Below are 22,365 nucleotides of genomic sequence, written 5' to 3' on the forward strand. Positions count from 1 at the left end.
TTACAGAATCATCGCAGGACGGACGTGGCGATGTAGGCCGCGTAGAGCACCACGAAGACCACGCCGTTGGCACGGCTCATCTCGTGGCGACGTCCGATGAAGGCAAACCCCACGAGCACGAGCGAGAAGATCGCGAGCAGTGCCAGGTCCACGTTGTACGCGGTGTCGTAGGGAATTCTGGCGAAGAGTGCCGGCCCACCCATGACGAGCAGCAGGTTGGAGATGTTGGAGCCCACCACGTTGCCCACGGCGATGTCCGAGTTGCCGCGAAAGGCGGCGACCACGCTCGTCACGAGCTCGGGAAGGCACGTGCCCAGCGCCACCACGGTGATGCCGATGATGCGCTCGGAGATGCCCATCGCGGAGGCTATGGCGGTCGCGTTGTCCACCACGAGGTCCGCGCCAAACTTGAGCATGGCGATGCCCACGGCAACCATCACGAGGCTGCGGAAGAAGACGGGCTGGGGCTCAACGTCCTCGCTCGCCGCCCCCTCGTCCTTCTCGCCCGCGCCCTCGGCGAGGCCCACTCTCACGGTCCGCGCCACGAAGGCGGCGAAGGCAACGAGGAGGACCACGCCCTCGAGCATCGTTACCTGACCTCCCGTGTTGGCGAGGAGCGCGAGCAGCCCGCATGCCGCCACGCTCACGGGAATCTCGAAGCGCTGGGTGCTGCGCGAGAGCGTCACCGGTGCGATTACGGCAGAGAGGCCCAGGATGAGCAGCAGGTTGGCAAGACAGCTGCCCACCACGTTGCCAAAGGCCATGTCCGCGTGGCCGCCCACGGCGGAGGTCACGCTCACGACGAGCTCGGGGAGCGACGTGCCTACGGCCACGATGGTGAGACCCGCCACGCGGTCCGGGACGCCGAGGCGCCGCGCGATGCTGCACGCGCCGTCAACGAGGAAGTTGGCGCCAAAGACGAGAAGGGCGAATCCGATTGCGATGACGAGGAGGCTGAGGAGCACGTCGGTCCTTTCTGGGCTGGGGCTGATGCCACATTCAGTATTCCATGGGCCGATATCGCTCCATTCCGGGTCGCGGACCGACTCCCAAGCGAATTCATAAATCGGCCGACCATACAACACCCGGCGCTTGGGGCAAGAATCGCGATGGAGAGGGCGGTGTTGTATGGTCGGCCTTGGTACAGAACGCCGGAGGCTACGGTCGGCGCCTCGAGACGAAGACCGCGTATGCCACGAGGGCGATGCCCACGCCCGTCATGGCGAGAAGGACGCCGGTGACGAGGGAGTCGTCCCCGGCATTGGGGAGCGCGGGGCTTTCCGTCGCTGCGTCCTGTGCGCTGCCGGTGGGTTTGTTGTCTGTGACGCCTGAGCCACCAGATTCGTCGGCGGGCTCGTCGCCCGGTGCCTGGTCCTGACCGGGGCTGGGCTCGGGATCAGGCGTTTGGTCCGGTGCTGGGTCGGGATTGGGTGTGGGCTCCGGTTCCGGTTCTGGGTCAGGGGCGGGCTCGGGATCCGGCGGGGGCTCGGGATCCGGATTCGGATCGGGGTCGGGCTCGGGATCGGGCGTGGGCTCGGGATCCGGATTCGGATCGGGATCCGGCGTGGGGTCGGGATCCGGCGTGGGGTCGGGATCCGGCGTGGGCTCCGGATTCGGGTCGGGATCTGGCGTGGGGTCGGGGTCCGGACTCGGGTCCACCACGGGCGGCTCCTCGGTTCCCGCCGGCAGCACGAGCACGCCGTTGTTGCCCAGGCGCGAGGCGAGCCGCACGCCACCGCCCTCCACGTCCGTCACGCCCAGGCGCTCCACGTAGGGCGCGCTGCCCGTGGCGTTGGGGTCCTTCTCGAGCGTTCCCAGCTCAACGGGCCGCACGTAGCGAGGCGTCCCCGCGAGCGCCACGCACTGGCCGTCGCGCACAACGAAGCGCGCGCCTATCTGGTCTGCATCGAGCGCCACGACGTAGGGCTCCCAGCTCTGCTCCACGCTCGCCGGCGCCGTCGCGTCCGCGGAGGGGAGGCTCGCCGAGTAGACGATCCGCTGGAAGTAGTACGTGCCGCCGGGCTCGGGCAGGCTCGTCAGAGGCTCGTAGCCGCTCGCGCCGCGCACGTAGAGCGGGGTGTCTCGCGAGAAGGCGTAGTAGGAGTTGGTCTGCGCCGCCCAGGCACTCGCCACGGCCCCCGCCGCGGCGCCGTCCCCGGAGCCCGAGAACGCGCTCGCATAGAGGAGCCTCCTCCCGTCCGCACCGGCACTCACCGGGGCGCCCGTTGCCGCGGAGAGCTCCTCGTCGCTCACCAGCTCGCCCGCGTCCATGCGCTCGAGCAGCGCCTCGACGTCCGGGGTGGGGGAGACCTCGTAGGCAAACCTGAGCGGGCTCACGTCCTCCCCGCCGTCGAGCGCCATCGTGGCCGAGCCGTCGGCCGCCACAGAGACGTCCACCCGCCGCGCGGGCACCGCCTCCACGGGGACGGAGAGCAGGAGCGTCTGCCGCCCGGAGGAGAGGTCCGTCTCGACCATCACCACAAAGTCGTAGAGCGTGACGTCGCCGCCCGTGTACTGGTTGGGCAGGTTGCCGATGTAGAAGTACGTCTCGCACGCCGCGGTGGCGCCCGCTGCCTGCGCCGCCTCGATTTTGGCTCGTACGTCCTCTGGCGCACGCTCCCGCCAGTCGCCGTCCGCCGCGGCATCGACCTCTGCCTGCGTGGCAAAGGCGTACGGGCGTCCGTCGATCGGCACCATCTCGTGCTCGGGGTTCACGTACCAGCTCGCGTGGTTTGAGAACGTCGCGTCGTCCGTGTAGGAGAATTGCCCGTCCCGGAGGGCGTCGTAGAAGAGGTCGTAGGCGGCATAGCCCAGGTCGTAGCGTGAGTTCATGGCCTCGACCAGATAGTCGAACTCGTGCGTGGCCTCGATGTCCCCCGGGTCTTCCAGGCTTATCTTCACGGCCTGTGCCGCGAGGGCCCCGTCCAGCAGCCGATTCCCATAGACGATGCCGCTCACGCGCGACACCTCCATGCCTGCGCCCACCGGGTCGGACACCGTGACGCGGCTGCCGCCCGGCCGCTCGTCCCCCGGCCCGCCCGAGGCGGGCGCGGTGTAGACGATGCCCAGGGAGCGGTCCACCACGGTTCCAAAGGCCCACGAGAGCGCGGAGGCGCTGTGGGCGGAGAGGTAGTCGTCCACGACGCTGAGCTGCGCGGGGTCGCCGGCGTCGAGCAGCCCGGCGGCGGTGGGGAAGGTCACGTCCTCGGGTACGATCCCGTAGCTGCCGGAGCCGTAGAGCGCAAGCGTCACGTCCTTCTCGCCCCGCGCCGAGGCGTCCTCGAAGGCCCGCGCGGCCGCGGCCAGGTTGTCGCTCAGGTTGACCCCCGAGGTCACGAGCGGATGGTGTGCCTGCTCGTGCGCGGTCTCCAGTAGGTAGGCCGCGGCGTCGCTCGTGTCCAGACCGGTTGAGAAGAACGTGAGCTCGCGGTCCGCTCCCCAGGCGGCGTCCACGCGAGAGACGACGTCGCGCATGGTGAGCATGGTGGCCAGCATCGCGTCCGTGCCGTAGCCGTTCTCGCGGCTCCCGGGCAGGGGGCCCAAGAAGCCGTCTGCGGACCCCGTGTAGGCGGGCGGGTCAGAGAAGGCCACGTTTGCCATGGACGGGATCGAGCGGCCCATCACGCAGAGCACGGGCAGGCGTCCCTCGGAGCCGGCGTCGCCTGCGGCCGCCTCGAGCTCGTCCCCGGCCACGCTTACGGCCCGCTGCAGGTAGGAGCCACTGCCAAGCGCCGCGGCGGCCGTGCTCGAGCCGTCCGCGGCGGTGGCGACGACCTCGAGCGAGCTCCCGGTGAAGCTGACGAAGCGCCCCTCGGCGTCCGGCTCGTACGCGGCGAGCGGCATCATGGTGACCACCTGGGAGTCGTAGCCTATGACGCCCACGCGCGTGGTCGCGCCGTCGCCGTCGTTCTCCGCCATGAGGCGCGCGATGGCGGAGTTGAGGGCGTCGGCGAGGTAGGCCCCCTGGGGTCTGCCCCCGTAGGTCATGTCCGTGAGCAGGCGGTTGGTGCTCACCACAAAGACCACGTCGTGGGCGGGCCCGCCCTCCTGGCGCACGGACGCGGCGGATGAGAGGGCGGAGAGGCCCACGAAGAACCCGTGGTCGGGCACGTCGAGCTTCACGGGGAGTCCGGCCGCGCGCGCCTCGTCGGCGGTGGCGTAGACGGACTTGTCCGCCCAGATGCGCCCGGCCTGAGCGGTCGAGTAGCTGCCGGATTCCGACCCAAAGAGCTCCTCCCAACTGCCCGAGGTGTCCGGGTCCACCAGCTTCCCGACCTCCCCCGCGCTCGCCGCGAGCGGGGAGAGGGCGAGCAGCACGGCAAGAAAGACGGCGAGAAGGACGGACGGGCGTGACGGCTGGCGGCGCATGATGGCCTCGATTCCGGGACGGGGGCATGGGGACAAATGCCACTGATGTACCCGCACATCTCTCCTCCATGCGGCGCGCACGATAACCGCGCATCGCTGGCTGGCGGCTGAACGCGCGTCCTTCTCGCCCGCCTGCCTGCCGGCGCCCCTTCCGTTGTTACACCCTGGAGGGTGAAATAACGCAATCAAAAGTCCGGAATCTGCGTCTCAGGCCTCCGTTCTTACACTCTCCGGGGTGTAAGAACCGCCCGCCTGTCGGGGGCACGGGGAGCGCGCGCTCGTCGGCGTATAGTTGACGCAACAACCAAGGAGAGGAGACGACATGATGTCCGAGAAGTACCCGCTGCTGTTCTCGCCCCTTAAGGTCGGTACCCAGGAGGTGCGCAACCGCGTCTTCATGCCGCCCGTCTCCACCAACCTGGCCGACCACGGCTACGTGACGGACGCGCTCATCGACCACTACGCGTCGCGCGCCAGGGGCGGCGTGGGCCTCATCGTCACCGAGGTCGTTACCGTGGAGCCCACCTACGTCTACCTGCCCGGAGACATGTGCGTGGCAGACGACTCCTATGTGGAGGGGTGGACGCGTCTTGCCTCCGCGGTCCACGAGCACGGTGCCAAGATCCTGCCGCAGCTCTTCCACCCGGCGTACATGGCGTTCCCGATTCCCGGCACGCCGCAGCTCATCGCCCCGTCCAACGTGGGGCCCTACTATGCGCGCGAGGCGCCGCGCCCGGTCACGCGCGAGGAGCTGGCCGTGCTCGTCCGGCAGTTCGGCGACGCCGCCGAGCGCATGAAGCGCGCCGGCACGGACGGCGTCGAGATTCACGCGGCGCATGCGCACGGCCTTTTGGGCGGCTTCCTGAGCCCCCTCTACAACAAGCGCACGGACGAGTACGGCGGGGACATCGACGCCCGCCTGCGCCTCACGCTTGAGGTGGTCCGCGAGGTGCGCGAGCGCTGCGGCGAGGACTTCATCATCGACGTGCGCATCTCCGGCGCTGAGTACTCCGACGGCGGCCTCACCATCACGGACATGTGCCACGTGGCGCGCGAGCTCGAGCGCGCGGGCGTGGACCTGCTGCACGTCTCCGGTGGCACCACGATCAAGCGCGGAAGCGCCATTCCCGCGGCTGGCACGCGCCAGGGCAGCCACGCGGACGTGGCGCGTCAGATTAAGCGCTGCGTGAGCATCCCGGTGGCAACGGTCGGCCGCATCAACGAGGCCTGGATCGCCGAGGAGCTGCTGGAGGAGGGCGTGGCGGACGCCTGCATGATGGGTCGCGCCAACCTCTGCGACGCCGAGTTCTGCAACAAGGCCGCGGCGGGCGCCACGGACGACATCCGCCCGTGCATCGGGTGCCTTCGCTGCCTCACGGGCATCATGTTCGGCAAGCCCATCGCCTGCACGGTGAACCCGGACGTGGAGCACGACGACGGCGCGGTGGAGCCGGCTGCCGAGAAGCGCGACGTGCTGGTCGTCGGCGCGGGTCCGGCCGGCATGGAGGCCGCCTTCGTGGCGGCGCGCCGCGGGCATCACGTGGTCCTCGTGGACGCGGACGACGAGCCGGGCGGCACCATGCGCGTCGCCGCGGTGCCCATAGCCAAGCAGGACCTCACGCGTGTGATCAAGTTCCAGGCGCGTCGCCTCGCCGCCGCGGGGGTGGACGTGCGCCTGGGCGTGCGCCTGACCGCCGCGGACGTGACGCGAGACTTCCCGGGCTATGACGTGGTTCTGGCCACGGGCGCCGAGCCGATCGTCCCCGCGTGGGCGGCCGGCTTCAAGCAGGCGGTGACGGCCGACGACATCCTCGCCGGTCGCGCCTTCCCCGGCAAGAAGATCGTGGTCGTGGGCGGCGGCTCGGTGGGCTGCGAGGTGGCCGACTACCTTGCGCCGCTGGTGAACGACCTCGCTAAGGGCAACCGCGACATCACGCTCGTGGAGATGAGCTCCACGCTCGCCCCGACCGAGGGTGCCGCGGGTCGCGCCGCGCTCATCACCCGCATGCTCGGCAAGGGCGTGCGCGTGCTCACGGACACCACGGTCACCGACGTCACCGAGGACACGATCGTGTGCGAGAAGAACGGCGAGCGCGTCGGGCTTGCCGGCGCCGACACCATGATCTTGGCGCTCGGGTACCGCCCGGACGGCTCGCTCGCCGAGGAGCTTGCGGCCGCCGGCGCGAGCGTCCACGTGATCGGCGACGCCGAGAAGCCCGGCAACATCAAGGACGCGATGGCCGCCGCCTACGCCCTCGCGCGCGAGCTGTAACCACCGGGTCTGTGAATTGGGGACAGTCCCCAATTAACAGACCGCACCCTTCGGAGGGAGAAGGACGTGCGCGAGAGCATGGCCTACAACCCGCACTTCTTTCAGCTTCGACGTCCGCAGCTGGAGCGCATGCTCGACATCGTGCGCGCCACCGAGTCGGCGGAGCCGGGCGGCGTGGTCTTCTACGGCGACTCGCTCACGCAGCTCTTTCCCGTGGGGCGGCTCTTCCCGGAGTTGCCGGGCGTCCAGAACTGCGGCGTGGCGGGCGCGGTCTCCGAGGAGCTGCTCTGGCTCGCGGACGAGGCCGTCATCAAGCGTCGCCCGCGCCTGGTCGTGCTCATGGTTGGCACCAACGACCTTGGCAACACCGTCATGGCGAGTCCTCGTGACGTGGCCTGCAATGTGCGCGACCTCGTGGACCTCATCCTGGGCAACCTACCTAGGGCGCGCGTGCTGCTGTGGAGCCCCCTGCCGTGCGTGGAGGAGCTCGACGGCTACCGCGTCAAGCCGTGCGCGCGCAGCAACGACCTGTTGCGCATGATCTTGCCCCAGGAGCGCGAGCTCATTCGCGACGACCGCGTGAGCTTCCTGGACGTCTTCGATGCGTTTCTCGACGAGAGCGGTCGCGCGCGCGCCGAGCTCTATGCCGACGGCCTGCACCTGAACGAGGAGGGCTTCCGCCGCCTGGCCAACCTCATGCGTCCCGCGCTTCTGTGAATTGGGGACTGTCCCCAATTCACAGACTGCTACACTGGGGTCTCCATTTGAATAGAGGGCACGGTTCGAGCAGCTGCTACGTCATGTTGAAAACGGCTCCGGTTTGACTCCGGATCAGCACACGGCTGTGTCTTGGGACGGCGACCGCGCGGTCGTCCGCCCTGCCTTGCCCTCCCGACGCCCGGATTCCGGGAGAGAGCGAGGCACCATGACCAAGCGCAACCCTATCGAGAAGAACCTGCTCACGAGGCTCGCCGCGGGCGTCGCGGCGTTCGCGCTGGCGCTGACCGTCGCGGCCTGCGGCGGCACGCCGGCAGCGACCGGCGAGGGCGCGTCTGCCGATGCCGGCCAGGAGCAGCAGGCCACGGTTGCCGTGAGCGTGACCATCGACGCCACGGCGGGCGAGGGCGAGTCCTCCACCGTGGACGTCGACGTCCCGGAGGGCTCCACGGTCTACGACGCGCTGGTCGCGACCGGCGCCGACGTCAACGCGAGCGACTCCGACTACGGCATGTACGTGGCTGGCATCAACGGCCTCGCCGGTGGCGACTTCGGCGACATGAGCGGCTGGATGTTCGAGGTCAACGGAAAGATGGCCGAGGTCGGCTGCTCCCAGCTCGAGGTCGCTGACGGCGACGCCATCACCTGGACCTACGTGACCGAGTTCACCGAGTAGCCCGGGGAAGAGGCGAGAAGAACGTGGCCTCCGGGCGCCCCACAGCGTTCGACGCGCTCCATGCGGTCGTCCCCGCGACGCTCCTCGCGGGGACGACCCTGCTCTCGATGCTGGCGGTCCAGCCCGTCCATGTGACGCTCTCGCTCGTGGGCGCGCTCTCGTTCTCGCTACTCGTGCGCGGTGCGCGCGCGACGGTGCGGGGGCTCGCCTGGCAGCTCCCGCTGCTCGCGCTCGTGTGCGTGCTCAACCCGTTCTTCTCGGCCTCGGGCTCCACGCTGCTCCTCAAGGTGGGTCCTCGCAGCGTCTATGCGGAGAGCCTCGCGTACGGCGCGACGATGGGCGCGCTCATGGTGGCCGTGGTCCTGTGGTTCGAGGGCGCCGCGACCGTCCTCACGCAGGACCGCCTGCTCGCCCTCTCGCCCAGGCGCGCGAGGTCGCTCCCGGTGGTCGTCTCCATGGCGTCGCAGCTCGTGCCGCAGATGCTCGGACGGGCGCGGACCGTTCGCACGACGCTCGGGGCGTGCACGGCGGCGGGGGAGCGCGGGGGCCTGCGCGACCAGCTCGTCCGCACCTCAACGATGCTGCTTGCCTGGTCGCTCGAGGACTCCGTCGAGCGCGCGGACGCCATGAGGGCCCGCGGCTGGGAGTCCGGCATGCCTCGCACCTCCTACCGGCCCGAGCGCTTTCGCGGCCGGGACGCCGCAGCGCTGGCGGGGGTCGTGGCGCTGCTCGCCCTCTGTGCCGCGTGCGCGTGGCTGACCTGTGCGAGCTGGCGGTTCTACCCCACGATGTCCGGCTCGGGCCCCTGGTTGGCCTACCTCCCGTGGGGCGTCCTCGTGGCGCTGCCCAGTCTTGCGTCGGCGGTTGACAGATTCCCCGGGTCAAACTGTCAACCGGACGGGGGCGGCCATGAGCGCGCTTGAGTTCGACCGCGTGTCCTTTACGTACGCCGGGGCGTCCTCGCCCGTTCTTCTCGACGCGTCCCTCGAGGTTCCCGAGGGGGCGTTCGTCCTGCTCGTGGGCGCCACGGGGTCGGGCAAGTCCACGCTCCTGCGCCTTGCGAAGCCCGAGATTGCCCCCGCTGGAACGCTCGACGGGGTCGTCCGCGCCCTTGGGGAGTCCGTCCGCTCGCTCGACCCGCTTGCCTCAGCGCGAGCGGTGGGATACGTCTTCCAGGACCCCGACGCCCAGGTGGTATGCGACACGGTCTGGCACGAGATGGCCTTTGGGCTCGAGAACCTCGGCGTCCCGGAGCGGGAGATGCGTCGCCGCGTGGCGGAGTGCTGCAACTTCCTGGGCATTGAGCCGTGGTTCCGCATGCGCACGGCGGATCTCTCCGGCGGCCAGCGGCAGGTGCTCGCGCTTGCCTCGGCGCTCGTGATGCGCCCGCGGATCCTCCTGCTGGACGAGCCCACGAGCATGCTCGACCCGCTTGCCGAGAAGCGCTTCCTCAGCCTGCTCTTTCGTGCCAACCGCGAGCTCGGCGTCACCGTGGTGGTGGCCACGCACGCGCCGGAGACGATGCTCGACTACGCGACGTGCGCGCTTGCGCTCGAGGGCGGTGCGGTGCGCGAGGTCCCGCTGGCCGAGCTGGCCGTCGAGGCGGAGGCCCCCTTGCGCGTGCCGGATCGAGGTCGGGCACGCGATGTTGCGCGACGTCCGCCTTCCGTGCGTTCATCGCGCTCAAACGACCAACAAAGCCCCGTTTTTCTCAGAAAAGTGGTCGAAAAAGCGCGGTCAATGACTGAGGACGCGGGCCCTGCCCGCGTGCCGGCGCCCGACGCATCGCTCGCACACCCCAAAGCCGAGAAGAACGTGCTGGTCGCGGATGACGTCTGGTACCGCTACGGCAGGGATGGCAGCTGGGTGCTGCGCCAGCTTGACCTCTCGGTGGGGGAGGGCGAGGTCCGGGCGATCGTGGGGTCCAACGGCTGCGGCAAGTCGACGCTGCTCTCCGTGCTCGCGGGCGCGCTGTGGCCGGCGCGGGGCCGCGTGACGAATGCGCTTCGCGAGAGCCAGGCGCTTCTGCCGCAGACGCCTAGGGCGCTGCTCTCTCGGGAGACCGTGGCCGACGAGCTCATGGATTGGTCGCGAGCGGGGGGCTACGGGCGCGCGGAGGCTGACCTTGCCCTGGGGCGGATGGGCCTCGCCGACGCCGCGGGGCGTCACCCGTACGACCTCTCGGGAGGCCAGCAGCAGCTGCTCGCGCTTGAGAAGCTGCTGCTCGTGCGTCCGCGGCTGCTCCTCTTGGACGAGCCCACCAAGGGGCTCGACCGCGCGGCGCGCGAGCGGATGGCCCGGCGCCTGGTCTCCGCGCGCAGCGAGGGGACGACGATCCTTGTTGCCACGCATGACATGGGGTTCGTCCGCGCGGCGGCGGACAGCGTCTCGCTCATGTTCGACGGCGGCATGGCCGTCACCGAACCTACCGACGAGTACTTCGCCAGCTCGTGGCTCTGGTGACCCAAAGGGGGACAGGACCAAATTGGGACACAGTCCGCGTGTCCCAATTTGGTCCTGTCCCCCTTTGGGTCACCGCTCTCCGTTAGAACAGCAGGAACGGCTCCTGGGACACGAGGTCGTCGTCATCGAGGTCGTCGAGCTCCTCGAAGTCGATGTCCTCGGCGTGGTCGTGCTCGTCCTCCTCCTCGTCGCCCCAGGAGTAGGCGTTGGCAAAGTCGCTGTCCTCGTCCACGACGGGAAGCGCGCTCGTGATGCTGCAGAGGCCGTCCATCGCGGGCACGATCTTCTGCCACTGGCAGATGACCGGCTCCTCGGGAACGCCCTCGAGCTCGCAGAGGGAGTCGAGGAAGATCTCGTGCGCTCCGTCCAGGAGGTCGGAGTTCTTGCGAATCTGCTGGAAGTGGTCGGCGAACTTCTGCATCGCCTCGTCCGCGTCCTCCGCCTCGACGATGCAGGGCATGAGGCAGTAGTTGTCCTTGCTGTCCGAGTCGTCGTTGTAGCTGAAGTTGCCGATGTACAGCATGGTGTCCTCCTCGCGCTTCGCCGGCGGTATGGCAAACTGGTACCCATGATTGGAGAGAAGCAAACACGCCGGCCGCTCGCCCGCGTTTTGGCGGCCGCCGAGCCGCTCGCGCTTGCGGCGGTTCCAGCGGCGATGGTATGCCTCGCGCTGGCGGGGGTGCGCGCCACGGCGGGCGTCTCGCTCGTGGTGGCGCTGCTTGCCGTAGCCCTCCTCCTTGCGGGCTTCGAGCGCTCTCGACCGGCGCTGCGCCAGCTCATGCCCACCGCCGTCCTCGCCGCACTGGCGGCGGCCGGCCGCGTGCTCTTTGCGCCGCTGCCCGACGTCAAGCCGGTCTCGGCCATTGCCATCGTGGCGGGCGCCGCGCTCGGACGGAGGAGCGGCTTTGTGGTGGGCGCGCTCGCGGCGCTGCTCTCCAACCTCTTCTTCGGGCAGGGGCCCTGGACGCCCTGGCAGATGTACGCGTGGGGCCTCGTTGGCTACGTCGCCGGCGTGCTGGGGGAGAAGAACCTGCTCTCCCGCGCCCCCGTCCTCTACGGCTGGGGCCTTTTCTCCGGGATCGTCTACGGCCTCATCCTCAACGGCTACCACGTGCTCGGCTACGTGCAGCCCCTCACCTGGCCGGCGGTGCTCGCGGCCTGCGCGGCGAGCCTGCCGCTCGACGTGACGCACGGCTTGGCGACGGTCGCGTTCCTGGCTGCGATCTGGCTGCCGTGGGGCCGCGCCATCCGTCGCGTGGTGGCCAAGTACGACCTGTGAGGGCCGCGTGGCGCGACCTTTCCCCGAGCGCTCGGACGAACTCTGACTTTTCTGCACACTGCGCGGCGACCCAACATGGGAGCGTCGCGTTTGAGCTGGTAGACGAGTCGCTCGTTCTTCTCGTCCGGACGATGGGGTGCACAGTGTACAGAAATTCGGGAGTTCGTGGCCCCTGCCCCGGCGCCGGCCCCGCGTTCTTCTCGCCCGCCCTTTACAACGTGGCGGCACTTGGCTATCGTAGGCATGTTTCATGCCGTGAGTCGAGGGCTCCCGAGCGGCACGCAGAGCGCCGCGAGCGGGGCAAGAAGGAGATGTACATGTCCGGACACTCTAAGTGGGCAACCACCAAGCACAAGAAGGCCGCCATCGACGCCAAGCGCTCGTCGCTCTTCTCCAAGCTCTCCCGCAACATCACCGTTGCGGCCAAGCTCGGCGGCGACCCCAACCCGGACAACAACGCCACCCTCGCGGCCGCCGTTGCCCGCGCCCGCATGGTCTCCATGCCCAACGCCAAGATCAAGGCCGCCATTGACAAGGCCTTTGGCTCCGGCGCCGACGCCGCCAACTACGCTGAGATCACCTACGAGGGCTACGGTCCCGCCGGCGTGGCCGTCTACGTTGACTGCCTGACCGACAACAAGAACCGCACCGCCGCCGACGTGCGCTCCGCCTTCTCCCACTCCGGCGGCTCGCTCGGCACCTCCGGCTCCGTCGCGTTCCAGTTCGAGCGCAAGGGTTCCATCGCCGTCGAGAAGATCATCAAGTCCGAGGACAAGAAGATCGCCGACAAGGAGAACGCCGTCGACGAGGACGAGTTCATGATGGCCGTGGCCGAGGCCGGCGGCGAGGACTACGAGGACGCCGGCGACGAGTGGATCGTCTGGACCGCCTACGACAAGATGCAGGACGTCCAGAAGTCCCTTGAGGAGCAGGGCATCGAGGTCAAGGGCTCCGAGCTCACCATGGTCCCCACCACCCCGACGCAGGTCTCCGTGGCCGACGCCAAGAAGGTCCAGCGCCTCGTCGACCGTCTCGACGAGCTGGAGGACGTCCAGAACGTCTACCACACCATGGACATGACCGACGAGATCGTGGCCGCTCTCGACGAGGAGTAGGCAGCGCTCGTCTCATACGCACCTGAAGGGCCCGCCCGCCCTTCTCGCCGGCTCAGCCGAGCTTCGCTCGGAAATCGCCGGCCGAGAAGGGCGGGCGGGCCGTGTCGTAGGAGCCGAAAGGTCGCCGACCGGAAAATGGGGCCGCGGCGCTGCCTGTCCCTACTCCACGGTGCCGTAGACCCCGGCCCAGCCGTGGCCCACGAGGATGGAGTTGAGCTGGTCGCAGAGGCGCGCGCGGGTGAAGCTCCCGGAGGGGAGCAGGTCCACCACCTCGGCGAGGTCGTCGCAGAGGTCGTACGCCTCGGCGCGCACGAGAACGTCGATCTTGCTCACGGTGGCGCGGCTCGAGACCCCCGGCGCAAAGAGGGCGTCCACCAGGCGCTGCAGCTCACCGTAGTCATCTGAGCGAAACTCGAACACGGTCCCTCCCTGTAAGCGCTTCTTTTCGTCTGGAACATGGTAGCAGCCGCCGTGCGGTTTGCATCTATACTAGGCGGGACCAAAGAACGCTGCCGTGAGGTGGGAGACCCAGAGGAGGACCCATGACTTCCGCGTTTCAGAAGATGACCGACGCCGAGCTCGACGCCGCCCTCGCAGACCTCGAGCGCCAGGCAGACGAGCTGCGCGCCCTTGACCTCAAGCTCGACATGGCCCGCGGAAAGCCGAGCCCCGAGCAGACCGCGCTCTCCAGGCCCATGCTCGACCTCCTGACCTCCCAGAGCGACCTTACGGACAACGGCGCGGACGCGGACAACTACGGCGCGCCCGAAGGCCTGCCCTCGGCTCGCGCCCTCGCGGCCGAGCTCCTCGGCGTGGACCCGGCCAACGTCTCCGTTATGGGGTCCTCCAGCCTCAACCTCATGTACGACTGCGTGGAGAACGGTTACGTTCACGGCATCGGCGGGGAGAAGCCCTGGTGCCAGCAGGGGACCGTCAAGTTTCTCTGCCCCGCGCCCGGCTACGACCGCCACTTCACCGTGACGGAGAGCTTTGGCATCCAGAACGTGCCCGTGCCCATGCGTGAGGACGGCCCGGACATGGACGTGGTCCGCGAGTACGTCGAGAAGGACGCCACGGTCAAGGGCATCTGGTGCGTGCCGCGCTACGCCAACCCCACCGGCGTGACCTACTCCGACGACGTGGTGCGCGCCTTTGCGGCCCTCAGGCCCGCGGCCCCCGACTTCCGCATCTTCTGGGACAACGCCTACGCCGTGCACACCTTCCGAGGCGAGGGTGACCCCCTCATGAACATCTTCGACGCGCTGGCAGAGCAGGGGGGCGAGAAGAACCTCGTCTACGAGTTCGCGTCCACGGCCAAGGTGACCTTCCCCAGCTCCGGCATGGCCTGGGTCACGGCGTCCCCCGCGGACATGGCGGAGCTTCGCCGGTCCTTCTCGGCCATGCGCGTCTCTCCGGAGAAGATCTCCCAGCTCGCGCACGTGCGCTTCCTGAAGGACGCCGCCGGCGTGCGCGCCCACATGGAGAAGCACGCGGAGATTGTTGCCCCGCGCTTCGCTCTGGTGCAGCAGAAGCTCTCCGAGGGGCTGGGCGGGCTCGACGTGGCCACCTGGACCGATCCCAACGGCGGCTACTTCGTGAGCTTCGAGGGGCCGGAGGGCTCGGCCAAGGCCATCGTGGCCCTCACGGCGGAGCTCGGCGTCAAGCTCACCGGCGCCGGCGCCCCCTGGCCGTACGGCAAGGACCCGCGCGACACCAACATCCGCATCGCCCCCACGTACCCGAGTCTCGAGGAGCTCGGCCAGGCGCTCGACGTCTTCGTGGTAGCGGTGAAGCTCGTTGCCGCGCGTCTCGCAAAGGCCGAGCGCGCCTAGCCTGACAAGGGGGCAGGGCGCGTGACGTGACAGGGGGACAGGGTGCTTTGCCACGCCCTGTCCCCCTGTCACGTCACGCGCCCGTCATCCGGCTTTGGCAAAGTTCTGTTATTATCGGCGCGCATGTGTCGCCTCGTGACGGGGCGGCGCGACGTGGCATATTCTTATGGTTTGCGGTCAAACGCACGTACGTAACGCACTACCTGAAAGGTGTCTTCGGCATGGCGAGCAACGCGAAGAAGGACAGGAAGCAGTCCAGCAAGAAGGGCGACGAGGCCGCCAAGAAGCGCAAGCCCGGCGAGCTCTCGCGCTTCCAGAAGATCGTCATCGTGGCGTTCATCGTGATCTTCGCCCTCTCCACGCTCGCGGGCGCCCTGGCGTCCGTGATGCAGACCCAGACCGCCGAGGACGCCTCGGAGGAGTCGCAGGAGACCACCGTCGAGACCGTCGATGGCAACTACGAGGGCATCGTCCAGGACCTCGAGTCCAAGGTGGCGGAGAACCCCGAGGACAAGGCGTCTCTGCTGAGCCTCGGCCGCTACTGCTTCTCGTGGGGCGCCAACGTGAGCTCGCTCGCCACCACCGACGAGGAGACCTCGCACGCCAACGAGCTCTTTGACAAGGCCATCGGCTACTACGACCAGTACCTCGAGCTCGAGGACTCGCCTGCGGCCCGCGTCGACCGCGCGCTCTGCCAGTACTACAAGGGAGATGCCGAGGCCGCGGCCACGGAGCTCACCGAGGTCACCACGAACTCGCCCGACTACGCGCCGGCCTGGGCCAACCTGGGCATGCTCTACGAGACCCAGGGCCTCACCGACGAGGCGCGCGCTGCCTACGAGAAGGCGGCCGAGCTCGACCCGAGCGACGAGTACGGCGCCTACAGCTACGCCCAGCAGCGCATCTCCGCGCTGGACGAGGCGGCGGAGAGCGCCGAGGAGGACTCCGCCGACGACGCGGGGGAGACCGACGACGCCGCCCAGACCGACGCCGGCTCCGACGACTCGACCACCGAGAACAACTAGCTCAGTCCAGAGGAGGACCAATGAGCCTTTCCATCACCGTCAGCAACGACGCCGCAGCGGACGGCGACGCCAGGAGCGTCGTCCTCGTGAGCGGCGAGGTGGACGTATCCAACGCGGACGAGCTGCGCGCCGCGCTCGACGGCTGCCTCGAGGGCGGGGCCACGAGCCTCGTCGCCGACATCTCCGAGGTCCCCTACATCGACTCGACGGGCATCGGGGTCCTCGTGGGCGTCGCCCACCGCGCCGCCGAGAAGGGCGCGCGCTTCGAGGTCGCCCGCCCGCAGAGAAACGTCGCCCGCGTGCTCGGGCTCCTTGGGGTCGGCGCCGACCTCAACATCCGCGAGGCCTAGTTCGGGCCGCCAGAGAACCAGGAGAAGGGATTCGCAGGTGCTAGGAATCGGAGAGGGCGAGCTCGTACTCATCGTGCTGTTCGCGTTCATGATCTTTGGGCCCGACAAGCTCCCCGGCATGGGCAGGACGCTCGGCCGGGCGCTCCGCCAGTTCAGGAACGCTCAGGAGGGCTTCACCGAGGTCGTGCAGACCAACATCGTGGACCCCGCCGCCGAGGTGATCAGCGACAACCCCAAGAAGCCCAACCGCAACCGCGCGGCTGAGCTCGAGGAGGACGCCGACCTCGACCTCCCCGAGGGCGAGGATGCCCCCAGGCCCAAGAGGACCGAGACCTTCGCCGAGCGCAAGAAGCGCCTCGCCGCCGAGAAGGCCGCCCGCGAGGCCGAGGCCAAGCAGGCCGCGGCCGCCGCGGGGGACGCCGAGAAGAGCCTCGACGCCGCCGACTCCGACGCCGACCTCGACGCGGACACCGATGCGGATGCCGCCATCGCCAAGGGCGCCGCAGCGAAGCCGCAGCCCGCCGGCGCAAAGGCCTCCAAGCCCGCCGGCAAGCCCTCCGCGGCCGACCTCTACTCGATGAAGCGCCCCTCCCGCCCGGCGAGCGCCGCCGGAAGCTCCGATGCTTCCCTCGACGCGAGTCACGAAGTGAGCGAGGAGCAAAGCGACGAGCGCCGAGCGGCCGAGGGAAGCATCGGAGCTTCCGACGGTGCCCCCGCGACCGACGAGAAGGAGGCGTAACCCATGCCGATCGGACCCGCACGCATGCCCATCATGGATCACCTCGGCGAGCTGCGCCGCCGCGTCACCATCATCGTGGTCTCCGTGATCGTCTGCGCCCTCATCGTCTACTTCGCCACGCCCGCGCTCATCGAGCTCATGATCGGCCAGATCGAGGCCGCCATGCGCGGCGCCACGCTCGTGGTCACCACGGTGCTCGGCGGCTTCACCATACGATTCAAGGTCGCCCTGTTCTTCTCGGTGATCATATGCAGCCCGATCATCATCTGGGAGGTCCTCGCGTTCTTCCTGCCGGCGCTCAAGCCCAACGAGCGCAAGTGGGTCGTCCCCACGGTGGCGGCGATGGTGTTCCTCTTCTTCCTGGGCATGCTCTTCTGCTTCTTCGTGGTGCAGTCCGCCGCCTTTGGCTGGCTGCTCGACCAGTCCTTCGAGATCGGCACCATCATGCCGAGCGCCGAGGACTACCTCGACATCTACATGCTGCTGGAGATCGGCTTTGGCCTCGCGTTCCAGCTGCCGCTCGTGATCTTCTACCTCTCGATCCTCCACCTGGTGCCGTACCGCACCTTCCGTCAGCAGTGGCGCATCGTCTACGTGGCCTTCATGGTGCTCTCCGCCGTGGTCACGCCCGACGCCTCGCCCGTTACGATGGTTCTCATGTTCGCCGTCCTCATCGCCCTCTACGAGGTCGCCCTGGCCATCTCGCGCTACGTCATCATCGCGCGCGACGGCAAGGAGGCGCTCAAGTGGGGCCGCGAGGACTACGAGCAGCGCGAATTCGACAAGCTCTAGGCAGGTGATGGCGTGAGGCTCATCGTCACCGAGAAGAACGACGCCGCGCAGCAGATCGCGCGGCTCCTCTCCGAGTCCGGCAAGCCCCAGGCGGACAAGGTCTACAACACGCCGGTCTACCGCTTCCGCATGGGAGGGGAGGACTGCGTGACCATCGGCCTGCGCGGCCACATCCTCAAGGTGGACTTCCCCGTGCAGCTGACCTTTGACCCGGAGAGCGGCTGGCAGGGCCTCACGGCGGACGGGGAGCTCCTCCCCGCGGACGTGCCCGACGGGCTCGAGCGCCCGCCCTACAAGTCCCGACGCAAGCCCTACCTCTCCAACGGCATCGACCTCAAGGGCTGGAAGATCGCGAGCCTGCCGTACCTGGTGTGGGCCCCCATCGAGAAGCTCCCCGCCGAGAAGGAGATCATCCGCGCGCTCAAGAACCTCGCCAAGAAGGCAGACTCCGTGGTCATAGGCACGGACTTCGACCGCGAGGGCGAGCTCATAGGCTCGGACGCCCTGCGCCAGATCCGCGAGGTCGCGCCGGACGTCCCCGTGGCGCGCGCCCGCTACTCCGCCTTCACCAAGGCAGAGATCGACCACGCCTTCGCCAACCTCGTGGAGCTGGACCAGGACCTCGCCGACGCCGGCGAGTCCCGCCAGTACATCGACCTCATCTGGGGCGCCGTCCTCACGCGCTACCTCACCGCCGCGCGCTGGAGCGGCCTGGGCAACGTGCGCTCCGCCGGCCGCGTGCAGACGCCCACGCTCGCCCTGGTGGTCGAGCGCGAGCGCGAGCGCCTTGCCTTCAGGCCCGAGGACTACTGGGTCATCCAGGGCCAGGGCGAGAAGGACGGCGAGGACTTCCGCATGACGCACGCCACGGCGCGCTTCTGGGAGAAGGACGCCGCGGACGCCGCGCTCTCTCACGTGAAGGACGCAACGGAGGGCCGCGTCACGGCGGTGGAGCGCAAGAGCCGCACGCAGCGCCCGCCCGCGCCGTTCAACACCACCTCGCTCCAGGCGGCCGCCGCCGCGGAGGGCATCTCTCCCGCGCGCACCATGCGCCTTGCCGAGAGCCTCTACATGGACGGCCTCATCTCGTACCCGCGCGTGGACAACACCGTCTATCCCAGCTCGCTCGACCTGCGCGACTGCGTGCGCACCCTCGCCAAGGTCCCGCAGTACGCCGGCACCTGCCAGGCGCTCCTCTCGCAGGGCAAGCTCACGGCCACCCGCGGCAAGCAGGAGACCACGGACCACCCGCCCATCTACCCCACTGCGGCGGCCAACCCGGACTCGCTGCAGCCGGCGGCGTGGAAGCTCTACAACCTCATCGCACGGCGCTTCCTGGCCACGCTCATGGGGCCCGCCACGATCGAGGGCACCAAGGTCACGATCGACGTGGAGGGCGAGCCCTTCACCGTCTCTGGCAGCGTGCTCGCGAACCCGGGCTTCCGAGCGATCTACCCCTACGGCCTCAAGAAGGACGACCAGCTCCCGGCGCTTGCCGAGGGCGACGTCGTTGGGGTCTGGGACATGGAGCTCCTGGCCAAGCAGACCGAGCCGCCCGCGCGCTACAGCCAGGGCAAGCTCATCCAGGAGATGGAGAAGCGGGGCCTCGGCACCAAGTCCACGCGCGCGAGCATCATCGACACGCTCTACGAGCGCAAGTACTTCAAGAACGACCCGATCGAGCCGAGCCAGCTGGGCATGGCCATCATCGACGCGCTGCATACGTACGCCCCGCGCATCACCTCGGCCGACATGACGGCCGAGCTCGAGGACGACATGACGCGCGTGGCGGACGGCGCCGAGACGCAGGAGCAGGTCGTGAACCACTCCCGCGCCCTTCTCGCCGGCCTCATGGACGCGCTCGTGGAGCACACGGACGACCTCTCCGAGCAGATCGCGGACGCCGTCACCGCGGACGCCAAGATTGGCACGTGCCCCAAGTGCGGCAAGGACCTCGTGGTGAAGACCTCCGCCAAGACCCGCGGCAGCTTCGCCGGCTGCATGGGCTGGCCGGAGTGCGACGTCACCTACCCGCTGCCCCAGGGCAAGATCTCCGCGCTCGAGGGCGAGGGCGCGGTGTGCCCGGAGTGCGGCGCGCCCCGCGTGAAGGTGCAGCCGTTCCGCAGCCGCGCGTACGAGACCTGCATCAACCCGGCCTGCCCAACCAACCGCGAGCCGGACGTGGACGTGGGTGCCTGCCCCGCGTGCGCGGAGGCCGGACGCGAGGGGCGCCTGGTGGCGCACAAGTCCGAGAAGAGCGGCAAGCGCTTCATCCGCTGCACCAACTACGACGACTGCGGCACGAGCTACCCGCTGCCCGCCCGCGGCGCCCTGGAGGCCACCGGCGAGACGTGCCCGGACTGCGGCGCGCCGCTCGTGGTGGTGACCACCGCCCGCGGCCCCTGGAAGCTCTGTCCCAACATGAGCTGCCCCGGGCGCGAGAAGAAGGAGGCCGCGCGGTCCTCGCGAGGGCGCGGACGCGCCGGCGGCTCGAAGAAGCCCACGTCAAAGAGGGCTTCTACCCGCAAGAAGTCCTAGTCCCCGGCATCTGGGCGGTTCGCCGTATCATGGCATAAGGAACTGTCCCCCGTATCCATGTTGGGAGCCGTCCGATGCTGGACCTCAAGCGCGTTCTTGCGAGCAAGCCCAGAAAGCCGGAGCACGTTGAGCTCGCGACGCTCTGGACCCCGTGGGGCGAGAAGATCGCGGCGGGTCAGGGGGACCTCCCTCCCGCCTCGCACCCGCGCCCCCAGCTCGAGCGCGACGCCTGGACCTCGCTCGACGGCTGGTGGGAGTGCGCGTTCGTGCACGCTGAGGACGCCGGTGACACTTGGCGCCTGGCAACGCCCCCGGCGGACGGCTGGCTGCCCATACGCGTGCCCTTCTCGCCCGAGGCGCCGCTCTCCGGCGTGGGCCGGCAGCTCCAGCCGAGCGAGCTGCTCTGGTATCGCAGGACCTTCGAGGCCCCCGAGCTCTCCGCGAGCGAGCGCCTCGTGCTGCACTTCGAGGCCGTGGACTGGGCGAGCGCGGTCTACGTGAACGGCGTCCCCGTATGCGAGCACGTGGGCGGCTACCTGCCCTTCTCGGCTGACGTCACCGACGCGCTGCGTCCGGGGGCAAACCACCTCGCGCTCTGCGTCTTCGACCCCAGCGACGCGGGCACCCAGCTGCGCGGCAAGCAGCGCCTGGAGCGCGGCGGCATCTGGTACACGGCCCAGAGCGGCATCTGGCAGGACGTGTGGTACGAGGTCGTGCCCGCGGTCCGCGTGACGTCGCTCGAGGTGGACGCGCGCATCCGCGGGGGCGAGGGGGAGCTCGTGCTCGGGGCCCGCGTCACGGGCGGGGGCACGCTCATCGCGAGGCTGCTCGACGGGGGCCGGGAGGTGGCGCGCGCCTCCGTGCGCACCGCCGGGGGCCGCGAGCTTCGCCTGAGGCTCGACGTTGCCGAGCCTCACCTCTGGCGCCCGATCGACCCGCACCTCTACGACATCGAGCTCGCCTTTGGCACCGACCTCGTGCGCAGCTACTGCGGCTTTCGCAGCGTGGAGGTTCGGCCCGACGGCGCCGGCGTCCGGCGCGTCCACCTCAACGGCAAGGCCCTCTTTCTGCGCGGGGTGCTCGACCAGGGGTACTGGCCGGACGGCCTCATGACCGCCCCCTCCGAGGCGGCCTTCGTCCGCGACATCCTCGCCGCGCGCGAGATGGCCTTCAACCTGCTGCGCATGCACCTGAAGGTCGAGTCGCGCCGCTTCTACGCGCTCTGCGACCGCCTGGGCATCCTCGTGTGGCAGGACATGGTCTCGGGCGGCGGCGCCTACGACCCCTGGCACACGAGCTACCTGCCCACGCTCCTGCGCGCGAGCTGGGGCCTGGTGTCCGACGAGGGCCCGAGCTCCGCGCGCCGGCTCTCCGCGGACGACCCGCGCTACCGCCGCGAGTGGCGCGAGGCCTGCGAGGGGACGATCCGGCTGCTCCGGGGCCACCCCTGCGTGGTTGGCTGGACGCTCTTCAACGAGGGTTGGGGCCAGTTCGACGCCCGAGGGGCCTGCGAGGACGTGCGCGCGCTCGACCCCACGCGGCTCGTCACCGCGTCGAGCGGGTGGTACGACCGACTCTGCGGGGACGTCCAAAGCGTCCACAACTACTTCCGCCCGCTCGCGGTCTGGCGGGATCCCGCCCGCGAGCCCCGTGCGTTCGTGATATCGGAGTTCGGCGGCGTGAGCTGGTCGGTTCCCGGTCACGTGAGCCTCGAGACGTCCTACGGCTACGAGGCGGCGGGAGACGGACCGGAGTTCGCGCGCGAGGCGCGCGGGCTTCTGGACCGGGCGCTCGCGCTGCGTGAGAGAGGGCTGGCCGGGTACGTGTACACGCAGCTCAGCGATGTCGAGGAGGAGACCAACGGCCTCCTCACCTATGATCGGCGGGTCAACAAGCTGGCCGCCGAGGAGTAAGGTGGACGACGTCATGTCTCGCGTCCGCCACTGAGGGCACGATTTCGTCCCCAGCCTCATTTGTAGGGTGTTTCACGGGCGCCCCCAAGAGTAGGAAAAGATTAGAAATCTGATGAACTGCAGGTAGATTGACCGCTCAGTTTGTTGGGTATCTCGAAGGCCGCTCTCAAAACACCCAACAAATGAGCAGCGTGCTCGAATGTGGGGTCGCGGCCTCCGTTCGCCCACGCCGAGGGGGCAAACGGGCGCAGCCGCATGGTTTTCCTGCGAGACGCGACGTCGGCGG

General features: G+C 69.2%; 18 protein-coding genes. 14 read left to right on the plus strand and 4 right to left on the minus strand.

The genetic code is table 11. The features are described from left to right. Positions 1-8 precede the first annotated feature (8 nt). Both B5F79_RS02125 and B5F79_RS11095 read right to left on the minus strand, forming a co-directional pair. A complete protein-coding gene (locus B5F79_RS02125) occupies positions 9-965 on the minus strand; it encodes a calcium/sodium antiporter (protein WP_087217253.1) in 957 nt (318 codons plus the stop codon). A gap of 193 nt (positions 966-1,158) precedes the next feature. After that, entirely contained in the window at positions 1,159-4,368 is a 3,210-nt protein-coding gene (locus B5F79_RS11095; protein ID WP_206390976.1) for a hypothetical protein, read from the minus strand. A 322-nt stretch (positions 4,369-4,690) separates the two neighbouring features. Here B5F79_RS11095 and B5F79_RS02135 point away from each other — a divergent pair, with 322 nt between their 5' ends. The 5 genes from B5F79_RS02135 (at position 4,691) to B5F79_RS02155 (ending at position 10,496) form a co-directional block, all read left to right on the plus strand. Further along, complete coding sequence (locus tag B5F79_RS02135; RefSeq protein WP_087217254.1) at positions 4,691-6,640, plus strand: FAD-dependent oxidoreductase; 1,950 nt, start codon at positions 4,691-4,693, stop codon at positions 6,638-6,640. Positions 6,641-6,706: 66 nt separating this feature from the next. Then, complete coding sequence (locus B5F79_RS02140; protein ID WP_087217255.1) at positions 6,707-7,357, plus strand: SGNH/GDSL hydrolase family protein; 651 nt, start codon at positions 6,707-6,709, stop codon at positions 7,355-7,357. Between the two features lie 208 nt (positions 7,358-7,565). Beyond that, complete coding sequence (locus B5F79_RS02145; RefSeq protein ID WP_087217256.1) at positions 7,566-8,033, plus strand: DUF4430 domain-containing protein; 468 nt, start codon at positions 7,566-7,568, stop codon at positions 8,031-8,033. A gap of 23 nt (positions 8,034-8,056) precedes the next feature. Continuing rightward, positions 8,057-8,956, plus strand: coding sequence for an energy-coupling factor transporter transmembrane component T (locus B5F79_RS02150; RefSeq protein WP_087217257.1), 900 nt, complete (start codon positions 8,057-8,059; stop codon positions 8,954-8,956). Then, the gene (locus B5F79_RS02155; protein ID WP_087217258.1) at positions 8,943-10,496 is read left to right on the plus strand and encodes an ABC transporter ATP-binding protein; all 1,554 of its coding nucleotides are present in this window, start codon (positions 8,943-8,945) and stop codon (positions 10,494-10,496) included. Before B5F79_RS02150 ends, B5F79_RS02155 begins: the two co-directional genes overlap by 14 nt. A gap of 82 nt (positions 10,497-10,578) precedes the next feature. Here the strand turns inward: B5F79_RS02155 and B5F79_RS02160 are convergent, their stop codons facing one another. Further along, positions 10,579-11,019, minus strand: a complete 441-nt coding sequence (locus tag B5F79_RS02160) for a hypothetical protein (protein ID WP_087217259.1) — start codon at positions 11,017-11,019, stop codon at positions 10,579-10,581. Between the two features lie 45 nt (positions 11,020-11,064). On the opposite strand from B5F79_RS02160, the gene B5F79_RS02165 reads away from it, so the two are divergent. Together B5F79_RS02165 and B5F79_RS02170 are read left to right on the plus strand one after the other, a co-directional pair. Beyond that, a complete protein-coding gene (locus B5F79_RS02165) occupies positions 11,065-11,775 on the plus strand; it encodes an ECF transporter S component (protein ID WP_087217260.1) in 711 nt (236 codons plus the stop codon). Between the two features lie 317 nt (positions 11,776-12,092). Continuing rightward, complete coding sequence (locus B5F79_RS02170; protein WP_087217261.1) at positions 12,093-12,890, plus strand: YebC/PmpR family DNA-binding transcriptional regulator; 798 nt, start codon at positions 12,093-12,095, stop codon at positions 12,888-12,890. A gap of 159 nt (positions 12,891-13,049) precedes the next feature. Here B5F79_RS02170 and B5F79_RS02175 read toward each other — a convergent pair whose 3' ends face one another. Continuing rightward, positions 13,050-13,310: a hypothetical protein gene (locus B5F79_RS02175; RefSeq protein WP_087217262.1), complete on the minus strand. Its 261-nt coding sequence runs from the start codon at positions 13,308-13,310 to the stop codon at positions 13,050-13,052. 122 nt (positions 13,311-13,432) lie between these two features. Here B5F79_RS02175 and B5F79_RS02180 point away from each other — a divergent pair, with 122 nt between their 5' ends. From B5F79_RS02180 to B5F79_RS02210, 7 genes are all read left to right on the plus strand, one after another. Beyond that, positions 13,433-14,722, plus strand: a complete 1,290-nt coding sequence (locus B5F79_RS02180; protein ID WP_087217263.1) for an aminotransferase — start codon at positions 13,433-13,435, stop codon at positions 14,720-14,722. A 221-nt stretch (positions 14,723-14,943) separates the two neighbouring features. Further along, entirely contained in the window at positions 14,944-15,747 is an 804-nt protein-coding gene (locus tag B5F79_RS10940) for a tetratricopeptide repeat protein (protein WP_087217264.1), read from the plus strand. A 20-nt stretch (positions 15,748-15,767) separates the two neighbouring features. Then, positions 15,768-16,097 carry an STAS domain-containing protein gene (locus tag B5F79_RS02190; RefSeq protein ID WP_087217265.1) on the plus strand — a complete coding sequence of 110 codons (330 nt, stop codon included), beginning with the start codon at positions 15,768-15,770 and terminating at the stop codon, positions 16,095-16,097. A 37-nt stretch (positions 16,098-16,134) separates the two neighbouring features. Beyond that, positions 16,135-16,836 carry a Sec-independent protein translocase subunit TatA/TatB gene (locus tag B5F79_RS02195; RefSeq protein ID WP_087217266.1) on the plus strand — a complete coding sequence of 234 codons (702 nt, stop codon included), beginning with the start codon at positions 16,135-16,137 and terminating at the stop codon, positions 16,834-16,836. A 3-nt stretch (positions 16,837-16,839) separates the two neighbouring features. Beyond that, a complete protein-coding gene (gene tatC, locus B5F79_RS02200) occupies positions 16,840-17,628 on the plus strand; it encodes a twin-arginine translocase subunit TatC (RefSeq protein WP_087217267.1) in 789 nt (262 codons plus the stop codon). Positions 17,629-17,640: 12 nt separating this feature from the next. Further along, on the plus strand, positions 17,641-20,166 hold the full coding sequence (locus B5F79_RS02205) for a DNA topoisomerase I (protein ID WP_087217268.1): 2,526 nt from the start codon (positions 17,641-17,643) through the stop codon (positions 20,164-20,166). Between the two features lie 74 nt (positions 20,167-20,240). Beyond that, positions 20,241-22,079, plus strand: coding sequence for a glycoside hydrolase family 2 protein (locus B5F79_RS02210; protein ID WP_087217269.1), 1,839 nt, complete (start codon positions 20,241-20,243; stop codon positions 22,077-22,079). Positions 22,080-22,365 lie beyond the last annotated feature (286 nt).

It is taken from the genome of Olsenella sp. An285, from assembly GCF_002159625.1.
Lineage (GTDB): Bacteria > Actinomycetota > Coriobacteriia > Coriobacteriales > Atopobiaceae > Thermophilibacter > Thermophilibacter avicola.